The sequence below is a fragment of the Agrobacterium sp. OT33 genome (assembly GCF_017313365.1).
Classification (GTDB): Bacteria; Pseudomonadota; Alphaproteobacteria; order Rhizobiales; family Rhizobiaceae; genus Agrobacterium; species Agrobacterium rhizogenes_A.
This window is the reverse complement of the sequence record NZ_JAFLMZ010000006.1, coordinates 224,031-238,664: the sequence shown is the minus strand read 5'-3', so window position 1 is coordinate 238,664 and position 14,634 is coordinate 224,031. Positions and strand designations below refer to the sequence as shown.

Annotated in this window: 12 protein-coding genes; 2 read left to right on the top strand and 10 right to left on the bottom strand. The window is 58.9% G+C overall.

Annotated elements, in window-relative coordinates:
- Positions 1-53: 53 nt before the first annotated feature.
- The 8 genes from JZX88_RS16085 to JZX88_RS16050 form a co-directional block, all read right to left on the bottom strand.
- Positions 54-1,715, bottom strand: coding sequence for an acyltransferase (locus JZX88_RS16085; protein WP_206914151.1), 1,662 nt, complete (start codon positions 1,713-1,715; stop codon positions 54-56).
- A gap of 2 nt (positions 1,716-1,717) precedes the next feature.
- Positions 1,718-3,583 carry a DUF2264 domain-containing protein gene (locus tag JZX88_RS16080; protein WP_206914150.1) on the bottom strand — a complete coding sequence of 622 codons (1,866 nt, stop codon included), beginning with the start codon at positions 3,581-3,583 and terminating at the stop codon, positions 1,718-1,720.
- Positions 3,584-3,649: 66 nt separating this feature from the next.
- The gene (locus JZX88_RS16075) at positions 3,650-4,930 is read right to left on the bottom strand and encodes a sugar ABC transporter substrate-binding protein (protein ID WP_174032097.1); all 1,281 of its coding nucleotides are present in this window, start codon (positions 4,928-4,930) and stop codon (positions 3,650-3,652) included.
- Between the two features lie 48 nt (positions 4,931-4,978).
- On the bottom strand, positions 4,979-5,683 hold the full coding sequence (locus tag JZX88_RS16070; RefSeq protein WP_206914149.1) for a DUF624 domain-containing protein: 705 nt from the start codon (positions 5,681-5,683) through the stop codon (positions 4,979-4,981).
- A gap of 19 nt (positions 5,684-5,702) precedes the next feature.
- The gene (locus JZX88_RS16065) at positions 5,703-6,812 is read right to left on the bottom strand and encodes an ABC transporter ATP-binding protein (RefSeq protein WP_206914148.1); all 1,110 of its coding nucleotides are present in this window, start codon (positions 6,810-6,812) and stop codon (positions 5,703-5,705) included.
- A 13-nt stretch (positions 6,813-6,825) separates the two neighbouring features.
- On the bottom strand, positions 6,826-7,998 hold the full coding sequence (locus tag JZX88_RS16060) for a glycoside hydrolase family 88 protein (RefSeq protein WP_206914147.1): 1,173 nt from the start codon (positions 7,996-7,998) through the stop codon (positions 6,826-6,828).
- Positions 7,999-8,002: 4 nt separating this feature from the next.
- Complete coding sequence (locus JZX88_RS16055; protein ID WP_065117286.1) at positions 8,003-8,839, bottom strand: carbohydrate ABC transporter permease; 837 nt, start codon at positions 8,837-8,839, stop codon at positions 8,003-8,005.
- 3 nt (positions 8,840-8,842) lie between these two features.
- On the bottom strand, positions 8,843-9,772 hold the full coding sequence (locus JZX88_RS16050; RefSeq protein ID WP_210347514.1) for a carbohydrate ABC transporter permease: 930 nt from the start codon (positions 9,770-9,772) through the stop codon (positions 8,843-8,845).
- Positions 9,773-10,019: 247 nt separating this feature from the next.
- On the opposite strand from JZX88_RS16050, the gene JZX88_RS16045 reads away from it, so the two are divergent.
- Together JZX88_RS16045 and JZX88_RS16040 are read left to right on the top strand one after the other, a co-directional pair.
- On the top strand, positions 10,020-11,807 hold the full coding sequence (locus JZX88_RS16045; protein WP_206914145.1) for a heparinase II/III family protein: 1,788 nt from the start codon (positions 10,020-10,022) through the stop codon (positions 11,805-11,807).
- Between the two features lie 10 nt (positions 11,808-11,817).
- A complete protein-coding gene (locus JZX88_RS16040) occupies positions 11,818-12,615 on the top strand; it encodes a carbohydrate-binding protein (protein ID WP_174032073.1) in 798 nt (265 codons plus the stop codon).
- Positions 12,616-12,673: 58 nt separating this feature from the next.
- Here JZX88_RS16040 and JZX88_RS16035 read toward each other — a convergent pair whose 3' ends face one another.
- Positions 12,674-13,426: a FadR/GntR family transcriptional regulator gene (locus JZX88_RS16035; protein ID WP_174034545.1), complete on the bottom strand. Its 753-nt coding sequence runs from the start codon at positions 13,424-13,426 to the stop codon at positions 12,674-12,676.
- 145 nt (positions 13,427-13,571) lie between these two features.
- A complete protein-coding gene (locus JZX88_RS16030) occupies positions 13,572-14,582 on the bottom strand; it encodes a 2-hydroxyacid dehydrogenase (RefSeq protein ID WP_206914144.1) in 1,011 nt (336 codons plus the stop codon).
- Between the last annotated feature and the right edge of the window lie 52 nt (positions 14,583-14,634).

Below are 14,634 nucleotides of genomic sequence, written 5' to 3'. Positions count from 1 at the left end.
CGACCGGTCCGGTTTGAAGGCTTCTAAAGAGTGTCGGAAACCTATACCGGCGATCAGGGCCGGGCAATCGTGCCGCCGACAATTTCCGCAGGTTCAAGGCGATGAATACCGCGGGGCTGGAACGGCAGGAACTGCTCCGCTCCGAGAAGTTTTGCGGCAAGCCAGAGGACCGACATCCACATTTCCGTGCCCTGCAGCCCGGCCGGATGCCCCTCGGCGAAGGCAAATCCCTTCCCCTTTTGCCATCGCCCCTCGTTTCGGCGCACAATTTCGCGGGCGATCTCTTTCGCCTCGTTTCGTCTGTGATCCGTCTGTTTCAGGCACAGAAGCAGAGGGTGGATCGTATCGAGCAGGTTGCAGGCGTTAAATTCGACGCCATGAAAACCGCCATAGGCGCGGTAATTGGCGATGACGGAGTCGATTGTCGCTTCTGGATAGGGCACGGGCACCCCGAACTGGGCGTAGGAGCCGCGTGTGAGACGGTAAAAGCCATTGACCGGTTGTAGCAGGCCCTGCGCGGCCGTCGGTTCACCCCAGAGACCGGTTGCCCTGTCCGCATTCATCGCAAGCCAGCCGAAGAGCATGGCAAGATTGTCGCCGGATGTGAAATAGCGCCTGTTGAAATAAAGCGCGGTGGCGAGGGCGTCGATGGTGGCGCCGCAATGCCATGCCCGGCTTTGCCATGGCAGTTCTTCCAGCAGACGGGTCAGTTCCCCGGCGCGCATGTGCTCGACAAAGGCAATTGGCTGTTTCGGCGCGGCCCCAAAACATTCCAGCGCATATCCGATGGCCAGAATATTGTAGAGAATGGAGGGGTTCCGCTCCGCCGGCGCATCGACAGCGGGCGCCTCGGCGTCGAAAAACAGCCCCGTTTGCGCATCCTGCATCGCCTGCAGGCCAGTCACGGTCTTTTCGGTGTCGAAGGCAGTTCCTTCCTGCCCGAAGGCTGCGGCGATTTCGATAGCGTCACACAGATGTCTGGTGCTTTCAACGACTTGCCCGGATGCATCGGCTGAATGATAGGCGCCCTCTTCCTCATAGGAACGAATGGCCGCCAGCCAGTCGCCGGCGATTTCCCCACCGAGCTTCCGTAGCAGTGGTTCTATTTCCGGGAGTTTTGACGCGGCCGCTTTTTCTCCGCGATATCGCAGAACCCGGGCGGGAACGCCGCCGGCAATGGCCATGGCGGGAATATCCTTCACCACGGTTGCGCCTGCCGCGATAATCGCTCCGCGTCCAATCTTCACGCCATCCAGCACCACCGCATTGGCGCCGATCCAGACATCCTCGTCGATCTCTATGCCAAGCGAAGTCAGCGGCTGGCGATAGATGGGGGTGTCGATATCGTCAAAACCGTGGTTGAAACCGACGATGCTGACATGGGAGGCGATGCGCACCCCATTGCCGATGGTCACCTTGCCGGAAAGGCAGGCATAGGGGTTGATCGAAACATTTTCGCCAAGCTCAATGTCGCCGCGCACGATCGCGTAACCGGCAATCCACGACTGTGCGCCCATCAGCAGCCTGTTCGTATGCACCTCTGCTCTGGCGGCAATATAAACGTCTTGTCCGAAAACGGCGTTGGCAGAGTGTTCAAGGCCACGCAAACGTGCCTGATGATCGGGGCTGTTTATATCCTCCGGCTTCCGCTCCCAGGTCAGGATGTTCAGCCGATCCTGCCTTCGGGAAACAGTCGGGGGTTCGTCCGTCGTCATGGTCAGCCCGCGCGGTTTTCATTGAGTGCAAAGGCCGGAACACGTCGTCCGTCACGCCTGAACATCTCTTCCAGCCCGGCGAGATCGGGAGCATCCGGCAGGGTTGCCAATGCGGCTTCGGCGGCCTTGCCGACGGGTAGCGCCATGGAGGCCGTTATCAGTAACGTTTCGCCGGACGGAACAGTCCCGCGCAATTGCGGAACGAGGGTTCTGGCGTGGATGAGATTGGTGTTGGCGATGGCCTGATGGCACAGTCCTTCGCGACGAATTCCGGCCGAAAGGTCGACAATGACGCTTGTGTCGCCTTGCCCGTAACACGCAGCGCGACCTTCCTCGGCCTGAGTTCGGTCGCGGTTGAAGTCGGCGCGTTCTATGGCGAAACCCCCTTCGGAAGTTTGCAGAGGTCGTGGGGTCCGGATGCGGTGCAGCCTCACATGCCAGGGGTTTTGTGGCACGAGCCAGGTCTCGATCTCCACATCCGCCCATGGCTGCCAACGGGAATAAAGGCAGTCTTTGGCAATCAACGCCTCCTCCATCGTCTCGCGGGTGCGCAAGTGCACGCCGTCGTCGGAAAGGCCGAGCATGCCGTCGAAACTTGCGGCGGCGAAATGCCGGTCATCCGCCTCGACATTGAAGGCATAACGGGTGGAGTAGACGAACTTCGAATATTTCTCCTGCGCGCCGCGCATCCTGTCATGCTGCTGCCCCGAGGATAGAACGACGATGTTGCCGGGCGTGTGAAAGGCCACCATGCCGGGCTCCGGCAACGAAACGGGTTCGGCGAATTCTTCCGCCTCGGTTTCCTGCGCAGTCCAGAAAGGATGGTCGGCGGGCAGCGCCAGCGGCAGGAAGAATTTGAGCGCCCAATAGGGAGAGCAGGGAGAATTGTAGCTCTCGCTCATCAGAAGGTTTGGATAGCCATATCCGACGGACAGGACGCCGTCGCGATCGGCGATCGGCCGCTTCGACCACCAGCGGATGTGGCGCATGTAATAGCCCTTGATTTCCGGCCATGGCAGCGCCTCCAGACCGGAAAAGGCGAGCGCGCCCCAGAAACCGCCGGCAGCAAAACGGTAGGTCTGGCTGCGCCCGAAGGCGAGCGAAGCTCCGTCAGGCCCGAACCAGTGGCGCATGTCACGGGCGAAAATGCGCGAGCGTTCGATGAGCCGCGCTTTTCGTGCGCCGTCACCTTTCGCCAGTACCGTGTAGATCAAACCGTAAAAATGCATGGCGAAAGGGATATAATGGTCGACACGTCGCACCGGTCCATCCCGATACCAGCCGTTGCCGATATCGAAAGCCTCTAGCTCATCGAGATAGGTTTGGGTTTTGGCGCGGTCGAATTCCACACCCACCCGTTCCAGCCCAAGATCGATCAGCACCCGGAAGAATTTCCAGTTATTGTCGACGAACTCCCGCTCGCGGGCGGCCAGAAGATAGGCGGCGACAGCCCGCCTGTCCGTTTCGGCTAGCGGCTCCCAGATATGTTCGGGAACCATGGCGAGCGCAAATCCTATGGCCGCCAGTTCGACCAGCCGCTGGTGCCGATCAGCCGTGTCACCCCAATATTCCGGGTGGGCCGGATTGGTGCCATTGGCCAGCCCGCGCCGGTAGAGATCCCAGTGCGGAAAATCATAACCGCCGGCGGCAAGCGGAACGATGCCCCATAATGGCCGGGCAAAACCTTCCAGTTCCGCCGCAGGAAAATCGAAAATCGCCCCCGTTGCTCCAAGCCGCACACGCGCGCCGCCGGGTGAAAAACAGGCCAGCAGCGGATTGAAGAGGTCGATCACCGCTTTTGCGAGATCGTCCCGGCTGCGAAGCGGATTGTGAAAGAGCGGATTGGCTGTGGCGCTGTCGTAAGGCACGATTATCAATTTCCGGTCGTGATCAGAGAAGGGGCCGCAGGCTCGCCGCCTGCGGCCCTGCGGCAACTATTTGATGGCCTTGACGCCGTCATTCATGTCCTTGATGCCGTCATCGATCGAGATATTGTCGGTCATCAGCGCGTCATGCACGCGGTTCAGAACGACTTCGATCTTGGCCGCATTCGGGTTGACCGCCATTTCCAGATAGGCCTTGCCCGCCTGCAATGCGTCCTTGCTGGCCTGATCCTGCGGGAAGCCCGGCAGCGCTGCGATCTTCTCGGCCACATCATCGGTTCTGAGCGCGGGGAAGGTGCCGGTGGAGGCAACTATGGCCGCGCCCTCAGGGCCGGTGACGAAATGGATGAAATCCAGCGCCGCTTCCTTGTGGCCGGAATTGGCATTGACCGACAATCCGGCAATCTGCGCGGCCGTCGCGCCGGCTGCTACACCATCCGGATGGGGAAATTTCACGATGCCCCAATTGACGCTTTTCGACTCGCCGGATTTCACCTTGGCGATCTGGGTGCCGACAAACCATGTGCCCATGGGCAGCATGCCGATCGTTCCGTTGAAGAACAGAGCGGAATAATGGGTGTTCGACGTTTTCAGCGAGGCATAGGACGGTATCGCGCCGCTCTTTTGCAGGGCAAGCGCCCGCTCATACCAGGGTTTCAGGAATTCATAATTGCCGTCCACCAGCGTGTGCTTGCCATCCTGAATGCCGGGCAGCTGCACCGTCGAGCGCCAGGTGTGCAACAGCGCGCCATAGATGCGGTTGGCACCCATGCCACCCTTCAGCTTGCCGGCGATTTCATCGAACTGTGCCCAGGTCATGTCATTGCTGGGGTAGGGCACACCGGCCTTGTCGAAAATATCCTTGTTATAATAGACCACCCAGAAATCCGAGCGGAAAGGCAGGGCGTAGATCTTGCCGTCGATGGTCAGTTCCTCGATCAGGCCACCATAGGGTGCCGTCTCGATCTTCTGCTCCTTGATGAAGCCGCTGAGATCGGTGATGTTGCCGGCGCGCACCAGATTGGCGTAGCCGGGCACATCCTTGATGGTGACGACATCGATATCCTTCGAGCCGCCGGTCAGCTGCGTGGATATCATCTGCGTATAGTCCTGCGAGCCGAGGTCCACCACCTCGAACGTCACATTCGGGTGCTTCTGCTTGTAGGCCTCCATCAAGGGCTTGAAGTAGGCACCCTTGTCCAGATCCCAAAGGGCCCATTTCAAGGTGACGGGTGCATCGCCCGCAGCGAACGCCGTTCCTCCCATGCCCATGGCAATGCCGAGACCGGCGGTTGCGAGAGCGAATGCACGTCTGGTTGTCTTAAACTCCATAGCCCGTTTCTCCTTCCCTGACTGATGTCGTTTGATTTTCGGTATGCCTTAAGTGCTGCTCCCCGCCGGTTCGGGTATCGACACTCGCATCCGCGTAGCGGCGTTTCTTGCCGCGAAACACAGGGCGAACATGCCGAGCGAAAAATTGACGGTGGCCGGCATGAAGACGGACACCGGATAAAGCAGGATGTGCGCGATCCAGAGTGCCGTGACGAAACCGAGTGCCGCCAGCATGGGCAGTGGCCTGGTGATCGCAGAAAATGCCGCCTGCCGTAGCGTTTCCCGAAGCGGCAGGTCCTGTCTCGCCATGAGAACAATGGCGTAGGCGCACAGGAGGATGAGGAACAGCGTCACTGCCAGACTGACCGCAAAGGGCAGGCTGTAGACGAGCTGAAGCCGGGCCGCCCCGGCGTAGCTGACAGTCGCGTAAACACCGGCGCTCACCAGCAGCGCGCTTAAAACCACAAGCGTAGTGCCGCGCAGGGCGAATTTCCGCAAGGCTTCGAAGAAATCGCGCAGCAGATAGGTATTTTCATCGTCCGTGAAGGAAACGCAGACACGAGTCATGGCCAGCATCGCTGCCGGCATCGTCACCACCGGCAGGCTGGCGACGATGAAGAGGAGGTTGAGCTTCACCATCTCCCACCATTCGCGTTTGATGATGTCGAGGAACAGGGCAAGGCCGGTCAGCGGCGGGGCGTTCTTGTCGATCCCGGCACCTTCCCTCGTCCATAACCCTTCCAGCCATTGCATCGCGTTTGTCTCCATCGCCTCAATAAAGGATCGATTGTTCGGTGGCGGGATCGAAAAGCTGCGCATTCGTCAGATCGGCCACCAGTTCGACGGGATCACCGATCTTCGCCCTGAAACGCGGTGAGACGCGCGCAACAAGGTTTTTACCGCCGGAAACAAGGTTGAGATGCACTTCCGATCCCATCGGCTCCGCCAGTTCCACCGTCGCCCGGAAGGGTGCGACATTGGCGGCATCGATATCCGCCGGGGCGAATTCGTGGAAATTTTCCGGGCGGATGCCGAGGACGATGTTCTTTCCCTCGTAAGATCGCAGCCGCCCGGAATCGATATCAGCCGGCAGAGGCAGCGGATTGCCGTCGAACAGGGCGGTGAAGCGGTCGCCGTCACGGCGCAGCGTGACTGGCAGCATGTTCATCTGCGGTGCGCCGATGAAACCCGCGACGAACATGTTGATCGGCCGGTCGTAGAGATTTTGCGGCGTATCCACCTGCTGGATATGGCCGTCCTTCATCACCACGATGCGGTCCGCCATGGTCATGGCTTCCACCTGATCGTGGGTGACGTATATGAAGGTGGCGTCCAGCCGCTTGTGCAGCTTGGAGATTTCCGACCGCATCGTGCCGCGCAGCTTGGCATCCAGATTGGAAAGCGGCTCATCGAGCAGGAAGACTTCCGGGTTGCGCACCATGGCCCGGCCGAGCGCGACACGCTGGCGCTGACCGCCGGAGAGCGCCTTCGGCTTTCGGTTCAAGAGATGGGTGATGTCGAGAATTTTCGCCGCATCCTTGACCTTGGTGGCGATGAGATCGCGCGGCGCCTTTCGGAGTTCGAGACCGAAGGCCATGTTCTTGTAGACCGTCATGTGCGGATAAAGCGCATAGTTCTGGAACACCATGGCAATGTCGCGATCCTTGGAGGGCACGTCATTCATCACGTCCTCGCCGATGCGCAATTCGCCGCCGGAAATTTCTTCCAGACCGGCGATCATGCGCAGCGTCGTGGATTTGCCGCATCCGGAAGGGCCGACCAGAATGATGAATTCCTTGTCGGCAATATCCAGATCGATATCGTGAACGACCTTGAGCGCGCCGAAGGTCTTGTTAAGTTTTTTCAGGGAAATGCTAGCCATCTGTGCCTCGCGCTCACCAATAGGAAGACCAGTTGCGCGAAAGCCGGATCAGCGCTTCCAGATAATAATAATCGCCCCAGGAGACGCACTCATCGACACCTTCGCCCCGGCAGGTATTATGGGGTGTCTTCTTGGAATAGGTGCCGTGAAGAAGCTGCCCGTTGGAGATCGCGGGATCGCGAACCGAATAGACATCGGCGAGGCTTTTCACCATGCGCCTTGCCAGATCGCGATATTCCGCCGTCTTTTCCGGTGTCTCCAGCTCCGCCATTTCCAGAAGACCGCAGGCGACGATGGCTGCCGCCGAGCTGTCGCGCGGTTCGCCATCGCCATCCGCAAAAATCAGGTCCCAAAAGGGTACGAGATCATCGGGCAGGCGTTTGAGATAGAAGGCGAGAAGCCGCTCGAAGGTGTCGCGATAGGCGGGCAGGCGCTCGTATCGATAGGAAATGGCCATGCCGGCAATGCCCCAGGCCTGTCCGCGGGCCCAGTAGCTCTCATCGCTGTAACCCTGTTTCGTGACGCCGCGCACCGGCGCGCCGGTCTGCGGGTCCATGTAAAATGTATGATAGGTGGAATCGTCCGGCCGAACGGAATGGGCAAGCGTGGTGCGGGCATGGGCAAGCGCCACGGTGCGGTAGTCCTCCCGGCCCGTTTCGCGGCTCGCCCAATAAAGCAGCGGCAGGTTCAAAAGGCAGTCGATGATATAGCGATATTCGTTGGGATTATCCCTGCGGCCCCAGGCCTGGATGAATTGACCGACCGGCTGGAACCGCTCCATCAACTGGTCCGCCGCCATCAGCGCCGCGCGTCTTCCATCCTCATCGCCCACCAGTTTCCATGCGGCGATGCAGGAGGGCGAATAGAGGAAGCCCATATCGTGATGGTCGGTCTCGATGCGGTTCTCGATACGGTGCAGGAAACTCTGCACCTGAATTTGCGCCGCATGCTGAAAGGTCCTGTCGCCGGTATGTTCGAAGGCGAGCCATATCTGGCCCGGCCAGAAACCGGCAGTCCATTGGTCATTGGCGACTGCCGGGTAAAAGTTCTTCACGCTCGAATGGTTCTGCGCCGCGTAGGTGAACTCGGGCAGGTTGCGCCTGACCTGCGCGACGGCGGCGGCGAGTGCGGCATCGACTTCCTCTGTCGTGATCGGGGCTGGAACGGACGTGGTCAAATCGAGCATGAAATCAACCCTTGAGGCCGGTGGAGGCGACGCCTTCGACAAAGAAGCGCTGCAACGCCAGGAAAACGATGAGAACCGGAATGAGCGCCACCACCGAGGCGGCCATGATCAGCCCGTATTCCGCCGAATATTGCGAAATGAACATGCGCAGGCCGATCTGGATGGTCTTCAGCTCGGTCTTGGTGAGATAGATCATCGGACCCATGAAGTCGTTCCAGGTCGTGACGAAGGTGAAGATCGTCAAGGTGGAAAGCGCCGGTTTGGAGAGCGGCAGCATGATCTTTGCCCAGATCTGGTATTCGTTCATGCCGTCGATGCGCGCCGCCTCGCAAAGCTCGTTCGGGATCGACATGTAAAACTGCCGCATCAGGAAAACGCCGAAAGCAGTGAAGGCCTGCAGGAAAATCAGCGCAAGATGGGTGTTGTTCAGCCCGAATTCGCGCATCAGCAGGAATTGCGGCACCATATAGACCTGCCAGGGCATGGCGATGGTGGCGATATAGCCGAGAAACAGCGTGTTCTTGTAGGGAAAATGCAGCTTGGCGAAGGCGTAGGCAGCAAAGCTTGAGGTCAGCAATTGCAGCAATGTGACGATGATCGTCAGCTTCGACGTATTGTAGATGAACAGCGCCAGCGGGATCTTCGTCCAGATTTCCACATAGTTTTCCCAGCGCGGCTGAGAGGGTATCCACTCAATCGGGAACGCGAAGACGTCGCGGCTGAGTTTCAGCGATGCCGACAGCATCCATGCGAAGGGCAGAAGCATGACGATGGTGACGACGATCACCGTCAGATAGATGCCGATCGTGGCGGCGGGGATTTTGCGGCCCATGATGCGCATGGATCAGTCCTCCCGCTGCCGTTTGAACTGTACGATGGTGACGACAAGGACCAGGAAGAACAGGACGAGGGCGATCATGCTGGAATAGCCGAGATCCCAGGAAATGAAGGCCTCATTGTAGATGTGATAGACGAGAACCAGCGTCGAGGTGCCCGGGCCGCCCTGTGTGATCATGTAGACCTGATCGAAAACCTTGAAGGACTGGATCGTCAGCATGACGGTCACGAAAAACGTCGTCGGTGCAAGCTGCGGCAGGGTGACGTGGATGAATTTCTGCCAGGCATTGGCACCATCGAGCCCTGCTGCTTCATAAAGTTCCGAATTGATGCCCTGTAACCCGGCGAGATAGATGACCATGTAATAACCCATGCTCTTCCACACGCCGAAGAGGATGACCGTGACCATGGCCCAGTGCCGGTCCGCCGCCCATCCCGGCATATCGGCGGGATCAAGGCCGAGCGTATAGAGCAGCATGTTGACCGGACCCATTTCCGGATTGAAAATCATGTTCCAGACGACGGCCACGGCGACCAGTGACGCGACATAGGGAAAAAACATGGCCGTGCGGAAAAAATTGCGGCCGCGGATTTTCTGGTTGAGCAGGATCGCAAGCCCGAGCGCGCAGGCGAGCGTGGCCGGCACCGATGCGACGGTGTAGATGACCGTGTTCCAGAAGGCCGCGATGAAGGCCCTGTCTTCGAACAGCCGCCAGAAATTATCGAGACCGGCAAAACGCATCGCATTGGAGCCGTCCCAATGCATGAAGGCCAGTGCAAAGGCAAAGAGGATCGGCCCAAGCGTGAAAATCGCAAAGCCGAGAAAATTGGGCGCAATGAAGGAATAGGCAACGAGCGCATTTTCTATTCCGCGCCGCCGTTTGGAGACGATGCGGACTTTTTTCCTGCGATACGGAGTCGCCTGCTTGTCGGACATGGTCGCGGTTGCGATTGCCACAGCATATCTCCCATTGCCGCCGTTTCACCGCTTCATCGGTGCCGGCTGCCTGCATTTTCCATTGCGGCCCGGGTCTTCACCTTGCCGCCTCCCGCGCTCTGGATAACACAATATCGATATTGGTCAAACAACTTTACATAAAGTCAGACAAATTTTCTGGTTTTTCAAAAATACGTATGATAGGAGGCCCATATCGGATTGCGGAACGCGCGGGAGGTTTGAGGGCGTGTTTGTCGAAATGATGCGGCTCCTGCCTGATCGGTTCGCCGATTTCGGCGCGGAGCTGACGGCGGAAAAAATTCGGTCTTCAGCAACGGAAGCGGTTCGCGGCAGTCTCGTCGATGCGGCGGAGCAGGCTCTTGGCGAGCCCTGGTCCGTCATTCTGGCGGGCGATTACCGGGAATATGGCCGGAGCGGCAATCGTGATCGTTTCGAGGCGCTTTATTTCTCCCGCCGGCTGAAATTGAACGCGCTGGTTCTCGGTGAATGCGCCGAGGGGCAAGGTCGTTTTCTCGATGCCATCATCGATGGTCTCTGGCTGATATGTGAGGAAAGCGGCTGGCAATTGCCCGCGCATAATTCCCATATTCGCGGTGGGCCCCGCGCGTCGCTTCCCGACCCGCAGGATACGGTGATCGACCTGTTCGCCGCGGAAACGGGTGCCAATCTTGCTTTGTGCTTGCACCTGCTTGCGTCGGAACTGGAGCAAGCGGCCCCAACTCTTATATCGCGCGTCCGCACCGAGATCGAATGTCGGATTACGAAGCCCTATCTCGCCCGACATTTCTGGTGGATGGGGAGTGGTGATGAGCGGATGAACAACTGGACGGCCTGGATCACCCAGAATGTTCTGCTCTCCACCCTGCTTTTGCCCACCGACCAGCCGACGCGGCGTTGGGTCGTGGAAAAGGCGCTCCAGAGTCTCGATGCGTTTCAGAAGGACTATGCGGAAGACGGAGCCTGCGAAGAGGGTGTTCTTTATTACGGCCATGCAGCGCTGTGCCTGTTCGGGGCGATGAGCATTCTCGATACCGCCGCGCCCGGCTCCATGGCGTCGCTTTTCAAGGCGCCGAAACTGCGCAACATGGCGGAATTCATCCTCAACATGCATGTGGCGGGAGACAGTTTTTTCAACTTCGCCGATGCGCCGGCGAAGGTCGAAATATCAGGCGTTCGGGAATATCTCTTCGGCAAAGCCGTCTCTTCCCTGCCGCTTCAGGCTTTCGCCGCAGCTTGCTGGAACCGATCAACGGATAAGTTGATGCGCAGGGAGTGGAACCTCTGGTATCGCGTCCAGGCGGTTCTCGTCACGCCGGAATTGTCTGCACTTGCTGTTGCAGAACCGATGAAGACCGACATTGTCTATACCGGTATCGGGCTGGCAATTGCCCGTGACGGGGTGTTCGATCTTGCCGTGAAGGCGGGTAATAATGGCGAGAGCCATAACCACAACGATGTCGGCAGTTTCACGCTTTACAAGAATGGCAGGCCATTCATCATCGATGTGGGGGTGGAAACCTACAACGCGAAAACTTTCTCGCCGCGGCGCTATGACATCTGGACGATGCAGTCGGCCTTTCACAATCTGCCGACCTTCGGTGGCGTCATGCAGGGCGCCGGGGCAGAGTTTGCGACACGGGATTTCGTGGCGGAGTTTTCGGAAAAACAGGCGGAAATTGCTTTCGATATAGCGGGAGCTTATCCGCCCGAAGCGGGTATCGAGCATTACCGCCGCCGCATCCGGTTGCTGCGTGGCAGCCGCATCGAGATCACTGATGATTATCAGGGCGAGAGAAGCGCGGTTCTGTCACTGATGGTTGCCGAAAAGCCCGTCGTCACGCCGGGAAGCCTGATCTTTGCGGGTCTTGGCGAGGTGGCCTGCGAAGGGGCGGGAGAGCTTGCCATCGAGGCCATCCCCATCGACGACACCAGGCTTCGCCAGTCTTTGCCGCCGATGATCTATCGCATTCTTGTTCCCATCAAAGCCAAGCGCCTGTGCCTGACGATCAGCTAAGGAAATGCCGATGAAGCTTACACTCAAGGTCGTTAATGCGGCCGGTGCTATTCTGGCGGAGGCCGGGGCGGAGAACGAGGTGTTCCTCGTCTACCGCGCTGAATATTGCGAAGGCGACAGGCTCGTCGTCGAAGCTTCGCAGCCCGGTCATATCTGGCTCGGCCTTGATGCCGGCATGCCGCCCACGCTGGTTTTTTTGCAGACGGCCGAATTTGTCCTGCCTGTTCCTTTCGCAGCGAAGCGCAAATCCTATCCGCCGCAGGCTTTCAGCGGGAGCATTCACCGGATTGCGGCGCGTTGTGCGCTTGCCGGTGAGATCGGAGTTCGCAGGAACCTGGCCCTGAACCCTTTCGATGACCACGAAAACACCTCGCTGTTTCCGCATGTCCATGCGAGTACCGAAACGCGTGGGGAAGCCGCGTTTGCGGCCCGTAATGTCATTGATGGCGAAAAGGTCAGCGCCGGCCATGGTTTCTGGCCCTATACCAGCTGGGGCATCAACCGTGATCCCGAAGCTTCGTTGACGCTTGTTTTCGGTCGCGCGGTTCTGATCGACCAGCTGACATTTTATCTGAGGGCAGATTTTCCCCATGACGCCTGGTGGGAAGAGGCGAGCGTCACATTTTCCGACGGCGAAAGCATGCGCTTCCCACTGCAAAAAACCGGTGCCGCCCAGACGTTCTCGGTCGCGCCGCGCCGTGTGGAATGGATCCGCCTGCACGACCTGAAAAAAGCGGATGATCCCTCGCCGTTTCCCGCGCTGACGCAAATCGAGGTCTGGGGCGCGGATCTGCGGGAAGCATCATAGATTTCTGATTGCCTAGCTCCCTGGCCGCAGACCGCCACGCAGCTTTTTCGGAGATGCTCTAGCTGTGCGAAATGCCGCGAAGGTCGCGCATCATGTCGCGATAGCGGTTCTGGCTGCCGCGCAGATGCGCCTGCATAGCCAGTTTGGCATCCTGTTCATTCCTGTCCGATATGGCGATGACGATCGCCTCATGTTCCTTGTGGATCAATCGTCGATAGGCCGTCTGGTCGTTTTCCCGGGTTTCAGGCACCACGCGGGATTGCGGGATCACGGCCTGACCGTGCAGCTCGAGGAACTGCGTGAAGAGCGGATTGTTGGTTGCCGCCGCAATGGCCAGATGCAGTGCCAGATCGGCCTCGCGAATGGAGCGGTTTTCGTCGATGCATTTGAGAAGCCGGACGTGACAGTCGAAAATCGCCTCCTCCTGCGAGGGGGAACGGCGAAGGGCGGCCAGCCCCGCCGCCTCGATTTCAAGCGGCGTTCTGATTTCCAGAACCTCAAGATCGGACGACAGCCGGGCGCGATCGATGCCGGGGGTGGAGGACATCTCCTTTTCGCGCTTCAGCACGAAAATGCCGGCCCCCTGGCGAACCTCCACCAGCCCGTCGCAGCGTAGCGCCGTCACCGCCTCGCGCACGACCGTGCGGCTGACGCCGTGGGTTTCCGTCATTTCGATTTCGCTGGGCAAGCGGTCACCGGGTCCATATTGCCCGGAGGCAATCGCGTTTCTAAGGCTCAGGCTGACTTGACTGACCAGAGAACCGGAGGATTTGCTGCGCTGTTTTTGCTGTTCAGGCACGTCGGTCACCATGCATTAAAATCGAGGCAGGCGTGGAGCCTGTCAAATATGTATGATGAATTTTAGAAAAACTCAATGATCATACCAATTTTACCCAATTTCATGCGGAGGTCGCAGATGAGGGCATCAAAAATCTTCTCGAATTCGGCAGCAGAGTTTAGGCGGGGCCGGCCAACTGCTCCGTGGAAACCGCATATAGCGCCGTGCCGGTACTGAAAAAGCTCTCGATATTACCAATCGTCGTGTCCGCGATGTTCTTGAGAGCTTCCTGCGTGAAGAAGCCCTGATGGCCGGTGACCAGAACATTGGGGAAAGTCAGCAGTCGCGCGAAAACATCGTCGCGCAGCACCTCGTTGGAAAGGTCTTCGAAGAAGAGATCGGCCTCTTCTTCATAGACATCGATGCCGAGGGAACCGATCGTGCCGTCTTTCAGTCCGGTGATTGCGGCCTGCGTATCGATGATGGCGCCGCGGCTGGTATTGACGAGCATCACGCCCTTTTTCAGAAGCGGCAGCGTCTCCCTGCGAATGAGGTGACGGGTTTCCGGTGTGAGCGGGCACATCAGCGCGAGAATGTCCGATGTCCGAAACAGTTCCTCCCGCGTGACATAGGCCATGCCGAGCGCCTCGCAATCGGGGTTGGGGCGAAGATCGTGGCCGACAAAGCGGCAGCCGAAGCCGGCCGCAATGCGCGCGAAAATCGCCCCTATCTTGCCCGTGCCGACAATGCCGATTGTCTTGCCGTGAAGGTCGAAACCGAGCAGGCCATCAAGGGCGAAATTTCCTTCGCGGACGCGGTTATAGGCGCGGTGGATCTTGCGGTTGAGCGACAGGATGAGCGCCATGGTGTGTTCGGCAACCGCGTAAGGGGAGTAGGCCGGGACGCGGGCAATGGTCAGGCCCAGCTTTTCGGCGCTCGCGAGATCGACCTGATTGAAGCCGGCGCAGCGCAGGGCAACCAGCCTTACTCCCGTTTCCGCCAGTTTTTCGAGCACGGGTCGTGACAGGTCGTCGTTGACGAAAGCGCAGATGGCATCCGCTCCCTTCGCCAACGCCACTGTTTCAAGAGACAGGCGCGCTTCGCAATAATGTATCCGCATGCCGGGCCTGGCAGCACCGTCGAGGAACTGCCTGTCATAGGGCTTGGCGCTGTAAACCACGATCCGCATCTGCTTCTCCGGTATTCGAAAACGAAAGCTGCCGTCGCAGGGATTGTTTGTC

Excerpts from the sequence above, each read along its gene's own strand:
- JZX88_RS16060 (WP_206914147.1), bottom strand. The coding sequence starts at position 7,998 with ATGCTCGATTTGACCACGTCCGTTCCAGCCCCGATCACGACAGAGGAA.
- JZX88_RS16040 (WP_174032073.1), top strand. The coding sequence starts at position 11,818 with ATGAAGCTTACACTCAAGGTCGTTAATGCGGCCGGTGCTATTCTGGCG.
- JZX88_RS16065 (WP_206914148.1), bottom strand. The coding sequence starts at position 6,812 with ATGGCTAGCATTTCCCTGAAAAAACTTAACAAGACCTTCGGCGCGCTC.
- JZX88_RS16030 (WP_206914144.1), bottom strand. The coding sequence starts at position 14,582 with ATGCGGATCGTGGTTTACAGCGCCAAGCCCTATGACAGGCAGTTCCTC.
- JZX88_RS16050 (WP_210347514.1), bottom strand. The coding sequence starts at position 9,772 with ATGTCCGACAAGCAGGCGACTCCGTATCGCAGGAAAAAAGTCCGCATC.
- JZX88_RS16070 (WP_206914149.1), bottom strand. The coding sequence starts at position 5,683 with ATGCAATGGCTGGAAGGGTTATGGACGAGGGAAGGTGCCGGGATCGAC.
- JZX88_RS16085 (WP_206914151.1), bottom strand. The coding sequence starts at position 1,715 with ATGACGACGGACGAACCCCCGACTGTTTCCCGAAGGCAGGATCGGCTG.
- JZX88_RS16075 (WP_174032097.1), bottom strand. The coding sequence starts at position 4,930 with ATGGAGTTTAAGACAACCAGACGTGCATTCGCTCTCGCAACCGCCGGT.
- JZX88_RS16055 (WP_065117286.1), bottom strand. The coding sequence starts at position 8,839 with ATGCGCATCATGGGCCGCAAAATCCCCGCCGCCACGATCGGCATCTAT.
- JZX88_RS16035 (WP_174034545.1), bottom strand. The coding sequence starts at position 13,426 with ATGGTGACCGACGTGCCTGAACAGCAAAAACAGCGCAGCAAATCCTCC.